This is a genomic window from Acinetobacter lactucae, assembly GCF_001605885.1.
Lineage (GTDB): Bacteria > Pseudomonadota > Gammaproteobacteria > Pseudomonadales > Moraxellaceae > Acinetobacter > Acinetobacter lactucae.
In genome coordinates this window covers 94,635-111,048 of the sequence record NZ_LRPE01000036.1, presented here as the reverse complement: position 1 = coordinate 111,048, position 16,414 = coordinate 94,635, and the positions used below count along the sequence as shown (strand labels likewise).

Below are 16,414 nucleotides of genomic sequence, written 5' to 3'. Positions count from 1 at the left end.
CAGCCTCAGTAAAATCATCTTTTAAACGAGAGTATAACAATAGTCTGCTTTGATTTGTTAGGCAATATAGCTGTAAGAGCTTTTTTCATTAACCTTTTTGCGCACATTTCTTTGATCACTTTATTTGATAATGATTTTCATTTATCATTCGTATAATAAATTTTATTATTCCTCATTATGCATAAATCATTTTTCTTTTTATCTTCAAGTTTTTTATTAAGTACTTTAATAAGCTGCTCTGTTTTGGCTCAAACGTCTGTACAAAATCAATCAAAAATCATTTTTCAAAATAATCAGACGCAATTTCAAATTAAATCTCAACATACAGGCCATGATTATCTTATTCAAATTTATAAACCACCTGTCACCCCGCCCCAACATGGTTATCCTGTACTTTATATTTTAGATGGGAATGCCACATTTCCAAGTGCTGCCAATATTGCTCAATCGATTGGCGCTGGTTCTGCAAAATTAGGCCTAGACCCACTCATGATCGTCGCGGTTGGTTACCCTCAGCAAAAAACTTTTGATGTGCAAAAACGTGCTTATGATTACACTCCAAAATCTTCTGCTGAATTTCAAGCACAAGGTAAATATAAATATGGTGGTGCTGATCAGTTTATTGCTTTTTTAAATAGCGAACTCAAACCTGCTATTGCAAAACAATTTCCAATTAATAGCCAGCAACAAAGCCTCTATGGGCACTCTTTTGGTGGCTTGTTTGTGCTTTATCATTTTTTTCAAAAGCCTGATGCATTTCAGCGTTACTTTGCTGCAAGCCCTTCTCTCTGGTTTGACCAAGGCATGTTATTTCAGCAGTTAAATCATTGGCAAAGTCAGAAGCCAAATCATTTCCCTTTGCTCATGACTACAGTCGGTACACATGAGCAAGGCGGCCCTCGTACTCAATTTGGTAATAAATTTAATGAAGCAGATTTCTTTAAAGATTTAGAAAATAAACGTTCAAACCAATTTAGTTATTGGCATTTTTATAATCCTGCTGAACAACACATTACAAATTTGTATGCGAGCTTACCTAAAGCCCTTATGTTTGCTTCGTGTCAAAATTTAGAAAGCTGTAAATCCTTGTTTGATGAGCAGAAGCAGAAGACAGCCCAATAAAAACTTACTCGATTCTTAAAAGCTCAGTTCGTCTCAATGTCTAGATTAGCTATACTACCTAAAGACGTCATAACAACAGTAAAATAGAATGAATAAAATTATTGTTTTAGGCCTACTGGGTCTTACAAGTTTTAGTTTAACGGCTTGTGGCGGTTGCCCCTTAATCGCAGGATGCAATGGTACTGATAATTTTCCGTACTATAGGACGACTGTCAGTAATCAAGTTCGTGGTATTCCAGTCCCACCCCAAACCAAGCTGACTTATCAGTCCCAAAATTTCAGACAGAAATTTGAGCAAACACATGCTTTAAAAGAGAAAAATTTATCAGGCATTGCTTTACCAGAAGATACAGAAATCATTTGGGGCGGTATGCCAGTAGACATGTTTATACAGTTTTCTAATCCCGAAATGAAAGGCTTCTCAGTCTATCCAGCACGAGGATTTAAAGCAGAATTATCAAATGAGTTTTTACGTTTATGGAAAAGCTGTGAAAGTGATTTGAACATTAACTTAAAGAATCCAAATGACTGGTCATTTAATCCTGAAAATATGAAAATAACTGGTTGTGGTGTCGTATTTCAAGAACGTAGTGAATACACAGAAGATTCATTTCATCAAGATGAAGCAGATGAGTTTTTAAGAAAGATGAATCATGCATTACAACAATTACCAAAACAACAAGACTATCCTGTCATTCAACAGAAGACTAAATAGTTAAAAACAAAAACAGCCTGTTCTAAGACAGGCTGTTTTTAATTTGCTTAATTAGGCTTTGCCAATTAATCCACGTGCTACGATTTCTTTCATAATTTCATTTGTACCACCGTAAATACGTTGGATACGGGCATCTACAAAGAAACGTGAAATTGGATATTCAGTCATATAACCATAACCACCAAAGAGTTGCAGCAAGTTATCGGCGACTTTCATTTGCATGTCAGTGCTGAAACTTTTAAGTGCTGCAGCTGTCTCAACATCTAGCTTGCCTTCTTGATATAGAGCAACATTTCTCTCATAAAAAGCCGCTGTAGCAAGCTCATCAATTTTTGCTTGTGCTAAAACAAAACGAGTATTTTGGAACTGTGAAATGGGTTGGCCAAATGCATGACGTTCTTTTACATAAGCAGTTGCCAAATCAATTGCACCACGAATAGCACCAATTGCAGTAGATGCAATGGCTGTACGTTCACGAGGTAACTCTTGCATTAAGTAAGCAAAACCTTGCCCAGCTTGACCGAGTAACTGGTCTTTAGGCACTTTTACATTGTCAAAAAATAGTTCAGAAGTATCTTGAGAATGCAGACCGATTTTGTCGAGATTTGTGCCTTTTTTAAAGCCTTCTAAATGCGTATCTGCCAATAATAATGACACGCCTTTTGCACGCGCTTGAGGATCAGTTTTCACTGCAAGCACAACAAGATCAGCATGCTGTCCATTTGAAATAAAGGTTTTTGAACCATTTAATAAATAATGGTCGTCTTGCAAAATGGCGCTAGTACGCATTGATTGTAAATCCGAACCCGCTCCTGGTTCCGTCATACCTATTGCACCAACCACTTCACCTGTTACCATTTTCGGTAACCAATATTGTTTTTGCTCTTCTGTACCGATGTGCAAAATATACGGTGCAGCAATTTCAGAGTGACAAGAAATCGCTGTTGATAATGCACAGAATCCAGCACGTGCCGATTCTTCAACCAACATCAATGAATAATAGGTTGGCACACCATAACCACCGTATTCTTCTGGAACATCCACACATAAAAAGCCATTTTCGCCCAGTTGATTCCAGACAGAGCGAGGCATAATTCCTTCGCGTTCCCATTGGTCGTATTGCGGTGCAATATGCTCATTCATAAAACGTTTAAAATTATCACGGAATAATTCTAAATCTGCATCGTATGCCAACATAATATTTTCCTTCAGCTTTATTGTTTTATCGAATCTCATTGCTGTGCATGCTAATCATTTTTTAAGCTACTGTCATGACGTAGCTGCTCATTAAAACTGTACTTTTCAGTCAGCCAATAAAAAAAGGAAGCCAAAGCTTCCTTTTTTATATAGGTTTATTTGAATTAATCTAAACCTTCAGCGACTTGAGGAGTTTTTTGTTCCATCATTTTTCTGTCGACTTCATCTGGATTATTTAAAGCCTCATTTAGCTTATCTTTATCTAAAGCCCCGACCCATTTTGCAACAACAATCGTTGCTAATGAGTTACCAACAAGATTGGTTAATGCACGTGCTTCTGACATGAAACGGTCAATACCTAAAATTAATGCCAAGCCTGCAACAGGAATATGTCCTACAGCAGACAAAGTTGCTGCCATAACAATAAAACCAGAACCAGTTACACCCGCAGCACCCTTAGATGAAATTAAGAGTACCAACAATAAAGTAATCTGATGCTGAACATCAAGCTGCGTATTTGTTGCTTGAGCAATAAAGATTGCGGCCATAGTCAAATAAATTGATGTACCATCAAGGTTAAACGAATAACCTGTTGGAATAACCAAACCAACTACAGACTTTTCACAACCTGCAATTTCAAGTTTACGTAACATGCGAGGCAAAACAGATTCAGAAGAAGATGTACCAAGTACAATTAATAACTCTTCACGAATCAGGCGAATCATCTTAAGGATACTGAATCCACTAATACGGCTGATTGTACCCAAAATTAAGAAGATAAAGAGTAAGCACGTAATATAGAAGCAGATAATGAGCTGCCCTAATTGTACAAGTGAACCAACGCCATATTTACCGATAGTGAATGCCATCGCACCGAATGCACCAATCGGAGCCAATTTCATGACCATGTTCACAATGTTAAAGAACACATGTGCAACTTGATCAATAAATTTTAAAACTGGGCGTCCTGCATCACCTAACTTATGTAAAGCAAAACCAAACAGAATTGCAAAAAGAAGGACTTGTAAGATTTCACCATTTGCAAATGCACCAACCACCGTATCTGGGATAATGTGCATTAAGAAATCAATGGTAGATTGTGACTCACCAGAACTGACGTATTTTTGAATGCCCGAAGTATCAAGAGTAGTAGGGTCAACATTCATCCCTACACCCGGTTTAGCAATGTTAATTACAACAAGGCCAATTAGAAGTGCAATTGTTGAAACGATTTCAAAGTATAACAATGCAACGCCACCAGTTTTTCCGACTGACTTCATGCTTTCCATGCCAGCAATACCGCTTACAACGGTACAGAAAATAACTGGAGCGATGATCATCTTGATCAAACGAATAAAGGCATCACCTAATGGCTTGAGTTTCTCACCTAAACCTGGGATATGTTGTTCAACACCATTGACAATTTGCGTGGAGCTTGGAGAAAAATGTCCTACCAAGATACCCGCAATAATCGCAATAATCACCTGAAAATAAAGTGATTTATAAATCGGTTTTTTAGCCATAACTTTACTTCAATCTATATTTCCAAGTCCGTTGGAAATACCAAAATGAAACGTCTATTCTTTACGAATACACAGCCCTAACCTTTCACATTAACACCGCAAAAGGGAAATGGTTTTTTGTGAACAAAAAACCTTCCTACTACCTCAATGAAAACAAAATAGATGTTTTCTAAAACAGGAGAATACCTGAAGTTTCTAACCACTTTGAGTAGCTAGAAATAACCTCTTACTTTTTCAATAAAAAGCTGAAGATATAGGAGAATCACATAAAATTATGATATGAATGCTCAAAAAAGCACGGGAAAGTTTACTCGAATTAAATAACGATTCGGTTAATTTTTTGGCTAATACGCATAAAAAACACTCAGGCAGCCCTAAGACTTTAGTATAAGAAACACTTTTGATATTTTTTCAGCAGCTTTTTATGTCATATTGATTAAATACTTGTGGACATTTCATTTTGAGCTGCCTACATCCCATCATTTTTATTGTTTTTGAACTACGATGAATACTAAACGTAATATCTATAAAGATGCTGAACACCCCTTTGCTCAATATGTCCGCATTTTAGGTAAGGGGAAAACCGGATCTCGCTCTTTAAGCTACGAAGAAGCCTATCAAGCATTTACCATGATTTTAAAAGGTGAAGTATTAGACGTTCAGCTTGGCGCATTTTTAATGCTACTTCGGGTTAAAGAGGAATCTATCGAAGAACTCGCAGGTTTCGTACAAGCAACCAAAGATCAGCTTCATTTTGAACCTTTAGACGTCGATTTAGATTGGTCATCTTATGCAGGTAAACGAAAACACTATCCATGGTTTTTGTTAGCCGCTCTTACACTTGCACAGCATGGTCATAAGATTGTTATGCATGGCGCTTCAGGTCATACGCTTAACCGTGTTTATACCGAGCAAGTTTTAGAATATCTTGGTTATCAAATTTGCCATTCTGAACAAGAAGTTCGCACACAGTTAGCAGAGCAAAATTTTGCTTACTTACCGCTGGACGTGATTTCACCAGTTTTAAGTGAATTGATTTCTCTTAGAAATGTCATGGGATTACGTTCTCCTATACATACTTTGGCCCGTTTAATTAATCCTTTTAACGCTAAAGCTACCTTACAAGCAATATTCCATCCAGCTTATAGAACTTCCCATCAACATAGTGCACTGCGCTTAGGCTATCAAAATAGTGCCGTCATTAAAGGTGAAGGTGGAGAATTTGAGCGAAATCCAGATGCGAAGACACTCATCTGCGGCATTAAAAATGGTGAACTCTATGAACATGAGTTACCAAAGCTCACTCCTGAACGTAGCCCAATTGAAGAAGAATTAGATTTAGCTACTTTTAAAGCAGTGTGGCTTGGTCAGCAGCAACATGAATATGGTGAAATGGCAGTAACAGAAACCATCGGAATCGCGCTATATACGATGGGCGTTGTTGCTAATTTTGAAGAAGCAATGCAAAAAGCAAAATTGTTATGGGAAACACGTAATTCAAGCAATCTTAACTCATAGTTAGCAGACGCTATCGCGAAGGTCGACATGGATGTCGACCGTATCACTGCGATACATGGAAGTATCGTCAGTGATACAAAGGATTTTTGGTTACTTTTAATCCTTTAAAAGTAATAAAAGCCTATATGCTATAACTCATGAAAAATCATGGTATTCAAGGCTATATGAAATAACCAAATCCAATTTCTGTCTTATTAAATTTTAAACAAAACGAATTGGTTTAAATTCAGGTTCATGCTTGTGATGATCGTCATCACACTCTTCACCTTCTTCTTTTGTTCCACGGTCAATATAACCGCTACGCTGATCTTCTGGTAAGTTCTTTAACTCCCAAGCAATCACAGCTTGCATACAAGTCTCACGCTGCTCTTTTGTTAAAACAACGCCATTTGGCCATTTACCAATTTCTACTGCTGTTCTTAAACGCTCTACAATTTCAGGGTTTAAAACAGATAGCATTTGTTCAATATTCATGATTCATCTCTTTGAAAAGATTCAAAATCTTGGTTCCAACCAAGTTTGGTACGGCAGGCCATATAGAAATCATAACCTGGTGGATGCAATAAACTTAGTTTAAATGGGTGTTTACGAATGTGTAAACTGTCTCCAACATTGAGCGAGACACTATGCTGACCATCTGCACTCACCATTGGTAACACCCGATTTTCGCGAATAACGATTTTAATTTCGCTTTGACCACCGACTACGATGGGACGTGATGACAATGTATGGGGATGCATTGGAACTAATGCAATAGCATCCATACTTGGATGTAAAATTGGTCCACCACCTGACAATGCATAAGCCGTTGATCCAGTTGGAGTAGAAACAATTAAACCATCACTATGTTGGCGATAAACATATTGACCATCAATGTTAAGCTCGAAATCAATCATATGTACCGATTTGCCCGAGTGCAAAACGACATCGTTTAATGCAATCGCATCATAAATGACTTCACCATTTGTTCTTACTTCCATTTCCAGTAAGAAACGACGGTCAAGTTGAAAATGTCCTTGAAGTACTTGGTCAAGTTTGAAAATAGCTTCTGAAGGTTTGATATCAGTTAAAAAACCTAATCGCCCACGGTTAATGCCAATAACAGGCGTATTATAGCGAACTAAAGCCCTAGCAGCATGGAGTAAAGAACCATCCCCCCCTACAACTATTACCAAATCCGCAACTTCCCCCAGTAAATGACGACTCACTACCTGTGCATGATCATAAGGCACTAATTCAGCAGTTTCCTGATCAAAAATGGGGTTTAAGCCTAGGTTCAACAAATGATCATGAATTAAACATAGAGTTTCTACTACTGATGATTTATCTGGTCGACCGATTAACCCGACGTTTCTGAAGGACTTATGTGAAATTTGCACGAATGAGTAAGCTCCGCTGCGATACTGGGCTATAATAACATTAACCTGATTAATTTAAAAAAACATAACAACAAGATGCTGTAAAATTCAATCTAAGTTTTCCAATTATTCACAGTTTTATCATTGCAAATTGATGACAAGCTATCGCATCATTACAGGCATTGTTAGGGTTTTATCTCATCTTTATGAAGTTTGAACGTGGTATCGGTTTCTTTGCACTAATCTTTTCCATTTTGGTCATTGGTGCTTTTATTGCTCTTAGTATCTATCTGATTCGTTTAGATAATATTATCCGTGAAAAATTTGAAGGACAACGGTGGGATATTCCCGCTAAAGTGTTTGCACGTCCTTTAGAAATTTATAATAACGCGCCTATTACCCAAGCAAATTTCACTCAAGAATTAAAACTTTTGGGTTACAAAACTTCAAGTAATTATGACAAGTCTGGAACCTATGTTGCTCAGGGTAGCAATATGTATATCCATACGCGTGGTTTTGATTACGGCGACAGTGTTGAGCCCGAACAAGTATTAGAGTTAAGTTTTGCGAACGATCAGGTGGTTGAGGTTCGAAGTACAAAGCCATCCTCAACAGGTGTTGCACGATTAGAGCCCCTTCTCATTGGAGGAATCTATCCTCAACACAATGAAGACCGTGTGCTTATTAAATTAAATAACGTTCCTAAACCACTTATTGAAGCTTTAATTTCAACAGAAGATCGTAATTTCTATCATCATCATGGGGTTTCGATTCGTGGTACTGCCCGTGCATTAGTGAGTAATGTTACAGGCGGAAAGCGCCAAGGTGGCTCAACCCTGACTCAACAATTAGTTAAAAACTTCTACCTCACACCTGAACGCACATTAAAACGTAAAGTCAATGAGGCCTTAATGGCTTTACTCATCGAGCTGCATTACAGCAAAGATGAAATTTTAGAAGCATATTTAAATGAAGTGAATCTAGGCCAAAATGGTAGTTACTCAATTAATGGCTATGGTTTGGCTTCTCAATTTTATTTTGGCTTACCACTACGTGAGCTTAGCGTTGCACAACAAGCTTATTTAGTCGGTTTAGTACAAGGTCCTTCTTTGTATAATCCTTGGAAAAATCCAGAAGGTGCAAAAAAACGCCGCGATACCGTGTTAAATAATATGCGTGTTATGGGTTATTTAACTCAGGCTGAATATGAAGATGAAATTGCGCGTCCTTTAAATGTGTTAAGTAAACCAAGTTTAGGTCCTGCAAAATTCCCTGACTTTTTAGATATTGTGCGTCGTCAATTACGTACAGAATATCAAGAAAGTGATTTAACCAATCAGGGCTTACGTATTTTTACGACTTTAGATCCGATTACTCAAACCCAAGTTCAAAATGCTTTTAAAGCTTCAGTAGACCGCCTAGCAAACAGCAACCCAGCACGTTTGAAAAATTTACAAGGTGCTGTACTGATTGCCCATCCAGAAAACGGCGAGCTAGTTGCTGCAGTTGGTTCTACTCAAGACTTTACTGGTTTTAACCGTGCTGTGGATGCAAAACGCCAAGTCGGTTCTTTACTGAAACCTGTGATTTATTTAAGCGCTATTGAATCTGGACGCTACAACTGGGCAAGTCAAATTGAAGACGCACCAATTAGTATTCCTGTAGATGGTGGCAAAAGTTGGACACCTAAAAACTATAGTGGTGGTGGACATGGTGTAGTCAGCTTGAGTGAAGCATTAGCAAACTCATATAACCTATCTGCTGTACGCATGGGTCAAGAATTTGGTTTATCAACTTTTACTAATAATTTAAGAAAGTTTGGTGTTGAATCAACGATTCCTGCCTACCCTTCTATTTTCCTTGGGGCAGTCAATATGTCACCAATGGAAGTATTGGGAATTTATGAGAACTTTGCTACGGGTGGATTTAAATATCCAACACGTGCGATCCGATCTGTCGTAGATGCTAATGGTCGCCTCCTTGACCGTTATGGCCTGAATGTTCAACAAACGATTGATCCGTCTGTTGGCTACATTATGAATTATGGTCTACAACAGGTCATGTCTTCAGGTACTGGACGTGCAGCTTACAACAGCTTATCTCCAGCTTTAAAATTGGCAGGTAAATCAGGTACGACTAACGATACACGTGACTCATGGTTTGCGGGTTACTCTGGTAATCACGTTGCTGTAGTGTGGTTAGGTTTAGATGATAACAAAGTGACTGGCTTAACGGGTTCATCTGGTGCATTGCCAGTATGGATTAATGTGATGAAACAATTACGTCAAACGCCTGTAAATCTACGTCAACCAGACACTGTACAGTGGCAATGGATTGACCGTGCAACGGGTGATTTATCTGCACAAGCTTGTGATGGTGCAATGTATATCCCAATGCTAACGCATACGGTTCCGCATCGTGCTACGCCATGTGGAGCGCCTTATTATCAAGTTGATCCAACATATACGCCACAAAGTGATAACACAATTCCTGACTCTCAGGATGATAATACCGACAGCTATATTCGTGAAAGTGAAAACCAGATGGAACAAGATCTGGCAAACAACTCACGTGTAATTTCAAGTGGTAGTTATAACAACTAAGTGTTAACAGGAAATTAGGATATGTTGAAGAAAGGTGTTTTTTATATTGGTGCTATTCTTATGGTTGGCTGTACAACTTTGCCTGATCATTCTGACTCCAAAGAGAAAACACCTACTCCTCCAGCCAAAAAGACAGAAAATTCATCAGGCGTAAAAATTACGCCTTATGATCATCCGGAAATTCAACGCAAAAATTTACAGGTCATTGTTCCTCAGCAAAAAAAGCCTCAACGTTTTAGTGATGATGGCAGTCAATTACCTGCATTTAAAGTTTTAATGCAGAAAACACAGCAGGCTTATAAAAATCAGCAATGGTCAGAGGCTGAGCGCTATGCACTTCAAGCCCAGCGTTTAGCACCACAAGCGGCGGAGACCTATTTGTTTCTTGCACTTACGGCAAATCATAAACAGCAATATTCTAATGCTGAGTCTTTAGCGCGACGTGGTTTGAGTTTTGCTCAAAGTCAGGCTATGAAAAAACAGCTTTGGTTGGTCATCTTAAAAGCTGGGCAACAACGCAATAATCAAAAAACTGTTCAAGAAGCACAGCAAGCATTAAAAGCTCTCTAGCTTTTAATGCTTATTTATTTTCTTATTAGAAATTACGAATACCGGCTAAACCATATGCACCATGCTGCTGTGCAATAGTTAAATCGTCAGGATGTACTCCACCCAAAGCAAAAACCGGAATCTGGCTATTTTGAGCAAGATCACTAAAACGTTCCCAACCCAATGCTACAGCCTCTGAATGAGTTGTAGTTGGCTTTACAGGGCTAATAAAAACAGCATCACAACCAATCTGCTGAGCCTGTTTTAAAGAAACGGCATCATGACAGGCGGCAATATAACGTACGCCCACCGTTAAATCGCCTTTATGCAAATTCATGAGCTGAGATTGTTTTAAATGAACAGTCTTAATCTGTTTTTGTAATTCAGGGCTTAATTGCTGCCACATATCTACATTAATAATTAAATTTGATCGTTGCTCTTCATCTAAAGCAGTTAATTGCTCTATATATTGCTGCTCAGATTCATCCTCAATACGCCAATACAATAAGGCATCACTGTTTTCTACAGGTTTAAGTGTATTGCTAATTTTGATGAGATGAGGCCAATAGAGTCGTTTTATAATGTCTTTATTGGCTTTCGGGAAGTTTAAATGAAGCAACTGTTCACGTGTATACCATGCCCATGGTTGGTGAATAAGATTTAATAATTCATCAGGCACATAACTATTAAATAAATGTAAATTGACGATAATGTCATCATACTCATGATGAATATAATCAAACTGATGCCAATCTTTTAAACCAATGCCCACTTCTTCATAGATTTCACGGCGGCAGGCATCTTCTGGTGTTTCACCCTGCTCAACTTTCCCCCCTGGAAACTCATGCTTTCCACCTTGATGCTGCTCTTCTTGGCGCCATCCTACTAATATTTTTCCACGATGAATTAAGATGGCTATTGCGACATCAACAATCGGTTTGGGCATTTTTTTACTCTCTAAAACTTTTCTCAAGTGTAAGCAAATTTTATCAATTTATAAAATCTTAAAAATTCCATTGACAGATCTATTCGATAATGATTATCATTTAAATCGTTCAAGAACATACCACGGAGCACAACAAATGAACGCACCTTTTAGCTTATTTACTCGTAACAATGACACAGCTCACGCCTTACCAATGTTACATTCTAACAACCTCTTTGCATTAGGCCGTGAAATCCGCATTATGCATGCTGGCGAGGAATATCGTTTACGCCTCACTCGCAACAATCGTCTAATTTTAACTAAATAAAAAATACACTCGCGTTTCAATAATATTCGTGGGAAAACAAAAAATGGATAGCATGGGTAACCATGCTATTTTTTATGAAGGAAGAATAATCTCTACTCTCAAACCACTTTGTTCAGCATGCATAAAACGTAACTTGCCATTATGTAATTCAATAATTTTTCGCGTAATTGAAATGCCTAATCCAGAACCTTGCTGCTGAGTACCGAGTACCCGAAAAAAACGCTGCCCTAAACGTTGCAATACCTCATCATCTACCCCATTCCCCGTATCTTCAATAGAGACCTTAATTTGCTGTTCATGACGACTAATCTCAACATGAATAGAGCCTAAAGTCGGGCTATAACGAATGGCGTTATCAAATAAATTTCTAAAAGCAATAAACAGTAATTCTTCATTCGCATATGTTTTTGTTTCTGTCGATAAGGTATTTACCTCTATCAACATCTGTTTAGCTTTCGCATCTAAATCTATAGTTTCAATGACTCTTGCCAGTAAGTAATTTAAATCGATAACCGTCTTAGGAAGTTCTGGCTGCTCAGCTTCATTAGGTTCCAAGCGTGCAAGAAGTAATAAATTTTCAAGTATTTTTGTACTTCTAGAAACGTCTTCTTGTATACGTTCAAAATCTTGATGAAGTTCTGGAAGATGTTGGTATTTACGCTGCAAAACCTGAAGACGCATTTGTATGGCAGATAATGGAGAACGTAACTCATGCGAAGCATCTGCAGTAAAACGCTGTTCAGCTACAAGAGCCCTTTGCAACCTTGCAAGTAATTGATTTAAAGCATCTATAACAGGCTGAATTTCTGTAATGACATCCGGTTCTTGAATTGGTTCTAAATTTGATGCAGTTTTTTGAGCAATCCGTCTAGAAAGCAAATTTAGCGCAGCCAATTGATGCTCGGTACGCCAACTTACAATGACCCATTGCAATAGCCAGAACAACACCATAAGACCGCTATATCCAGCAAGTGCTTTGAGTACTTCTTCAACACGTGTACTCATTGGCTGAAAAACTTCAACTTGCAGTTGAGAGTCTTCTTGTTGTGCAGCCAGACTACGCCACAATTGACCATCAAACCAAAAATACGAAAAACCTTCTGACAAGTTACCTTGTTCAAAAAGTTCATGCTGATAGCTATGGGAATGGGTCAATACTTGGCCTGTATCTAATAACTCATACTGAATATCAAATTCATCGCTCAGCTCATCAAACTGTTTCATAGAGTGTCCAGAAAGATCGGAAACCAGCAAAGTATCTGAAATTTCATCCATGATTTCGTCTTGCACTGACATGTTGTGATAGATCGAAAATATGGTGAGTAAGCTTAAAGCCAGTAGCCCCACCACGACACTACTCCACATCGTGGTTTTAACCAATTGCGACTGCAAGGATGAGGGGTTCGATTTCATTTTAAATCTCCCATACGGTAGCCTAGCCCCCGTATGGTTTTAATACTGCTACTTCCGATTTTTTTTCGAAGCTGATAAATAAATACTTCGATCGCGTTACTTTCAATTTCCTCACCCCATGAATAAAGTGCTTCTTCTAATTGATCACGGGTAATAATGTGCTCAGGATGCACCATCAGCTTACGCAATATTTGGAATTCTTTTGCCGTTAAATCGATAGATTTTCCCGCGCTTAATACGACTTTTGCTTGTGTGTCGAGTTGTAGGTCACCCCACGTTAAGATGGATTGCTGACTCAAAGTTTGTTTGCGTAATTGAGCACGGATGCGGGCCGATAACTCTTCTAAACTAAAAGGCTTAACCAAATAATCATTTGCGCCTAAATCTAGCCCCTCTACCCGATCATGAATGCTGTCACGTGCAGTAATAAAAATAACAGGTACATTTTTTTGTTTATGGCGGATCGTTGTTAGAACCTTTTCACCAGCCAGTTGCGGTAAGCCCCGATCAAGTAAAATACAGTCATAGTCGTGCTGTTCGATTGCCGTAAGTGCATAATCACCTCTTTCGACCCAATCGACCTGATAACCATCTAACTCTAACCATGATTGAATGCTTTCAGCTTGAGAGCGATCATCTTCTGCAAGCAAAATTCTCATCTCTTTTTCCTGTTATATCCTGATTTTATCTTGCCAAGCCTTCATAAAAAAAGCAAAGCCGCATTATTTAAATGCGGCTAAAAGTAGTAAATCTAGAGATTTGTTCATTAGAACTGAACTTGATCTACATCAATTTCTACGCGTTTTAAAGGTTTATAATCAATATCTACTTCACCAATTAAAGTTACATTTGTATTAGCTGAAATAGGACGACCTTGCCAAAGTTCATCATCTACATCAACTGTAATACTACCTGTCTTGTCACGGAATTGATATTTTTCATCACCTAAAGACTTTACAACCTGACCATGTAATTTGATCGGTGTATTATCTTTTGAGGTTAATGCCTGTTTCACTGTGGTGACAGTTGCCGGAGCAATTGCAGCTTGATTCACTGGTGTATTTGCCACAACTACGCCAGCAGCAGTCATACCAGCAGTCATCAACATTACTTTAAGCATATTCATATTATTACCCTCTGTTTATGGTTCCCTCTTGGGATAAAGCAATTAAATCAAGCATAAATGAGGTGAATCTTAAGAAAAACTTAATTTAATGGCACAACCCGCAATACCTCTTCTAATGTCGTCAGCCCCTCAATCACTTTACGAGCCCCAGCAATTCTTAAAGGTTCTATACCTTCTTTTTTAGTTTGAGTTCTCAAATCATTTAACATCCCATGACTACTAATAAGATGCTTAAGCTCAAGACTGACTGGCATAAATTCATAAATACCAATTCGCCCTTTATAGCCTGTATGACGACACTCTTCGCAGCCTACTGCCTTAAAAACTGTTTCAGGCATTTCCATAATATAGTCAAATGTGAGATGTTCCCACTCATCCTCATTAATGTGAGTTTGTTGTTTACAGTGCGGGCAAAGCTGCCGTACTAAACGCTGTGCTAGAACACCCAAAATGGTTGCGGCAGTCAAAAATGGCTGTACACCCAAATCATGTAAACGAGTCAAACTAGACGGTGCATCATTGGTATGTAAAGTTGATAATACTAAATGCCCTGTTAATGCCGCCTGAATGGCCATATTCGCCGTGTCTTGGTCACGGATTTCCCCAATCATAATAATGTCAGGGTCTTGTCTCATCAGCGCACGCACACCGTCTGCAAAGCCTAATTCAATTGCATTATTCACCTGCATTTGGTTAAAACTAGGCTCTAGCATTTCAATTGGATCTTCAATGGTGCATACATTGACTTGCTCGGTTGCAAGCTGCTTTAAAGAAGAATATAGCGTGGTTGTTTTACCGGAACCTGTAGGGCCAGTGACTAAAATAATGCCGTGGCTATTTTTTGTTAATTGCTGCCACTGTTGTAATAAACGCTCCTCAAAACCTAATTGCTGAAAAGAACGCACCAGCACATCAGGATCGAAAATACGCATAACCAGTTTTTCACCAAATGCTGTTGGTAAGGTCGATAAACGTAATTCGGTTTCTTGACCTTTCGGTGTACGAGTTTTTAATCGCCCATCTTGCGGTTTACGCTTTTCCGCTACATTCAAACGGCCTAAAATTTTAATTCGAGAAATCACTGCGGTCAGCGTATTTGAAGGCATGTTATAAATGGTGTGTAGCACGCCATCTATGCGGAATCTAACTTTACCGTTATCTTTGCGCGGTTCCATGTGAATATCACTGGCACTCTGCTCAAATGCAAACTGCAAAATCCAGTCGACCAATTTCACGATATGCTGATCATTGGCATCTGGGTTTTGACTATCGCCAAGCTGCAAAAGCGCTTCAACATTTTTAGTGTCGCGGTCATGAGCCGCATCTTTTTGAGCCGAGTTTACCGCACGACTCACCTGATAATATTCTCGCAAATAACGCTGTAACTGTTCAGGATTGAGTAGTACCCGCTCAATTTTCTTAGGTGCCAGACTCCGCTCCAGATTGTTTAACCAATCTGTTTGAAATGGTTGATCTGTTCCAATCACTATTCGGTCAGCATGAATTTCAACAGCTAAAATATGGTTGCGAATGGCAAACTCTTGTGACATGACCTGCGTTAAGGCACTGACATCTGCCTTTAAAGGATCTATCACAAATAGAGGTAGCTGAACTCGATCTGCAAACCATAAACATAAGCGGTTTAAACTTAGATGAGCATGTGTGTGTTGCTGATCTTTTAAATTAAAATGGGCAATCCACTGTAATGGATGCCACTTTAACTGGTCTTTTTGGCGGTGGATTGACTGTACCAGTAATTTATCTCGTTCTGTTATACGGCCTTCTTGTAATAGTTGTTCTAGACACCAATAGGTATCTATTTCGACATGTGCATTCATGCGTTATCCCCAATATATTTTTATAATATAGCAGAGATGGTTTAGATTTAAATATCCTTCAACTTCAATTAATTAAACCAATTCTCAACTTAATATTTTTTTGTGTCACAGATCATATTTATAAAAATATTTTGCATATTTTTTTGTCTAAAAAAGACACTATTCTCACTGTAATAAAAAGCATAAACTGAACATGAAC

15 protein-coding genes are annotated in these 16,414 nt (G+C 38.4%); 6 read left to right on the top strand and 9 right to left on the bottom strand.

Annotated features, from left to right (window positions below):
• The first annotated feature begins 177 nt into the window (after nt 1-177).
• Both AWW73_RS13585 and AWW73_RS13580 read left to right on the top strand, forming a co-directional pair.
• On the top strand, nt 178-1,122 hold the full coding sequence (locus AWW73_RS13585; protein ID WP_062849904.1) for an alpha/beta hydrolase: 945 nt from the start codon (nt 178-180) through the stop codon (nt 1,120-1,122).
• An 88-nt stretch (nt 1,123-1,210) separates the two neighbouring features.
• Nucleotides 1,211-1,837 carry a hypothetical protein gene (locus AWW73_RS13580; protein ID WP_062849903.1) on the top strand — a complete coding sequence of 209 codons (627 nt, stop codon included), beginning with the start codon at nt 1,211-1,213 and terminating at the stop codon, nt 1,835-1,837.
• A 51-nt stretch (nt 1,838-1,888) separates the two neighbouring features.
• On the opposite strand, the gene AWW73_RS13575 is transcribed toward AWW73_RS13580, so the two are convergent.
• Together AWW73_RS13575 and AWW73_RS13570 are read right to left on the bottom strand one after the other, a co-directional pair.
• Entirely contained in the window at nt 1,889-3,034 is a 1,146-nt protein-coding gene (locus AWW73_RS13575; RefSeq protein WP_057105903.1) for an acyl-CoA dehydrogenase family protein, read from the bottom strand.
• Between the two features lie 164 nt (nt 3,035-3,198).
• Complete coding sequence (locus tag AWW73_RS13570; protein WP_016145891.1) at nt 3,199-4,557, bottom strand: dicarboxylate/amino acid:cation symporter; 1,359 nt, start codon at nt 4,555-4,557, stop codon at nt 3,199-3,201.
• Nucleotides 4,558-5,061: 504 nt separating this feature from the next.
• Between AWW73_RS13570 and AWW73_RS13565 the strand changes: the two genes are divergently transcribed.
• The gene (locus AWW73_RS13565) at nt 5,062-6,075 is read left to right on the top strand and encodes a glycosyl transferase family protein (RefSeq protein WP_062849902.1); all 1,014 of its coding nucleotides are present in this window, start codon (nt 5,062-5,064) and stop codon (nt 6,073-6,075) included.
• Between the two features lie 201 nt (nt 6,076-6,276).
• On the opposite strand, the gene AWW73_RS13560 is transcribed toward AWW73_RS13565, so the two are convergent.
• Both AWW73_RS13560 and AWW73_RS13555 read right to left on the bottom strand, forming a co-directional pair.
• Nucleotides 6,277-6,549, bottom strand: a complete 273-nt coding sequence (locus tag AWW73_RS13560; RefSeq protein ID WP_049064370.1) for a YeaC family protein — start codon at nt 6,547-6,549, stop codon at nt 6,277-6,279.
• The gene (locus AWW73_RS13555; RefSeq protein WP_016145893.1) at nt 6,546-7,454 is read right to left on the bottom strand and encodes an NAD(+) kinase; all 909 of its coding nucleotides are present in this window, start codon (nt 7,452-7,454) and stop codon (nt 6,546-6,548) included. Before AWW73_RS13555 ends, AWW73_RS13560 begins: the two co-directional genes overlap by 4 nt.
• A 185-nt stretch (nt 7,455-7,639) precedes the next feature.
• Between AWW73_RS13555 and mrcB the strand changes: the two genes are divergently transcribed.
• Entirely contained in the window at nt 7,640-10,036 is a 2,397-nt protein-coding gene (gene mrcB / locus AWW73_RS13550; protein ID WP_016145894.1) for a penicillin-binding protein 1B, read from the top strand.
• A gap of 21 nt (nt 10,037-10,057) precedes the next feature.
• Nucleotides 10,058-10,606 carry a tetratricopeptide repeat protein gene (locus AWW73_RS13545; RefSeq protein WP_016145895.1) on the top strand — a complete coding sequence of 183 codons (549 nt, stop codon included), beginning with the start codon at nt 10,058-10,060 and terminating at the stop codon, nt 10,604-10,606.
• A gap of 25 nt (nt 10,607-10,631) precedes the next feature.
• Here AWW73_RS13545 and AWW73_RS13540 read toward each other — a convergent pair whose 3' ends face one another.
• Nucleotides 10,632-11,531: an NUDIX domain-containing protein gene (locus tag AWW73_RS13540; RefSeq protein ID WP_016145896.1), complete on the bottom strand. Its 900-nt coding sequence runs from the start codon at nt 11,529-11,531 to the stop codon at nt 10,632-10,634.
• A 136-nt stretch (nt 11,532-11,667) separates the two neighbouring features.
• Here AWW73_RS13540 and hemP point away from each other — a divergent pair, with 136 nt between their 5' ends.
• Nucleotides 11,668-11,838 carry a hemin uptake protein HemP gene (gene hemP / locus AWW73_RS13535; RefSeq protein WP_002118129.1) on the top strand — a complete coding sequence of 57 codons (171 nt, stop codon included), beginning with the start codon at nt 11,668-11,670 and terminating at the stop codon, nt 11,836-11,838.
• Between the two features lie 72 nt (nt 11,839-11,910).
• On the opposite strand, the gene AWW73_RS13530 is transcribed toward hemP, so the two are convergent.
• The 4 genes from AWW73_RS13530 to tfpB all read right to left on the bottom strand — a co-directional run bounded on the left by AWW73_RS13530 (nt 11,911) and on the right by tfpB (nt 16,215).
• Nucleotides 11,911-13,251 carry a sensor histidine kinase gene (locus AWW73_RS13530; protein ID WP_062849901.1) on the bottom strand — a complete coding sequence of 447 codons (1,341 nt, stop codon included), beginning with the start codon at nt 13,249-13,251 and terminating at the stop codon, nt 11,911-11,913.
• Nucleotides 13,248-13,910: a response regulator transcription factor gene (locus tag AWW73_RS13525; protein ID WP_016145898.1), complete on the bottom strand. Its 663-nt coding sequence runs from the start codon at nt 13,908-13,910 to the stop codon at nt 13,248-13,250. Before AWW73_RS13525 ends, AWW73_RS13530 begins: the two co-directional genes overlap by 4 nt.
• A 107-nt stretch (nt 13,911-14,017) precedes the next feature.
• Nucleotides 14,018-14,377 carry a NirD/YgiW/YdeI family stress tolerance protein gene (locus tag AWW73_RS13520; RefSeq protein WP_016145899.1) on the bottom strand — a complete coding sequence of 120 codons (360 nt, stop codon included), beginning with the start codon at nt 14,375-14,377 and terminating at the stop codon, nt 14,018-14,020.
• An 80-nt stretch (nt 14,378-14,457) separates the two neighbouring features.
• Nucleotides 14,458-16,215 (bottom strand): type IV pilus assembly ATPase TfpB, encoded by a 1,758-nt coding sequence (gene tfpB / locus AWW73_RS13515; protein ID WP_062849900.1) that lies wholly within the window; start codon nt 16,213-16,215, stop codon nt 14,458-14,460.
• Nucleotides 16,216-16,414 lie beyond the last annotated feature (199 nt).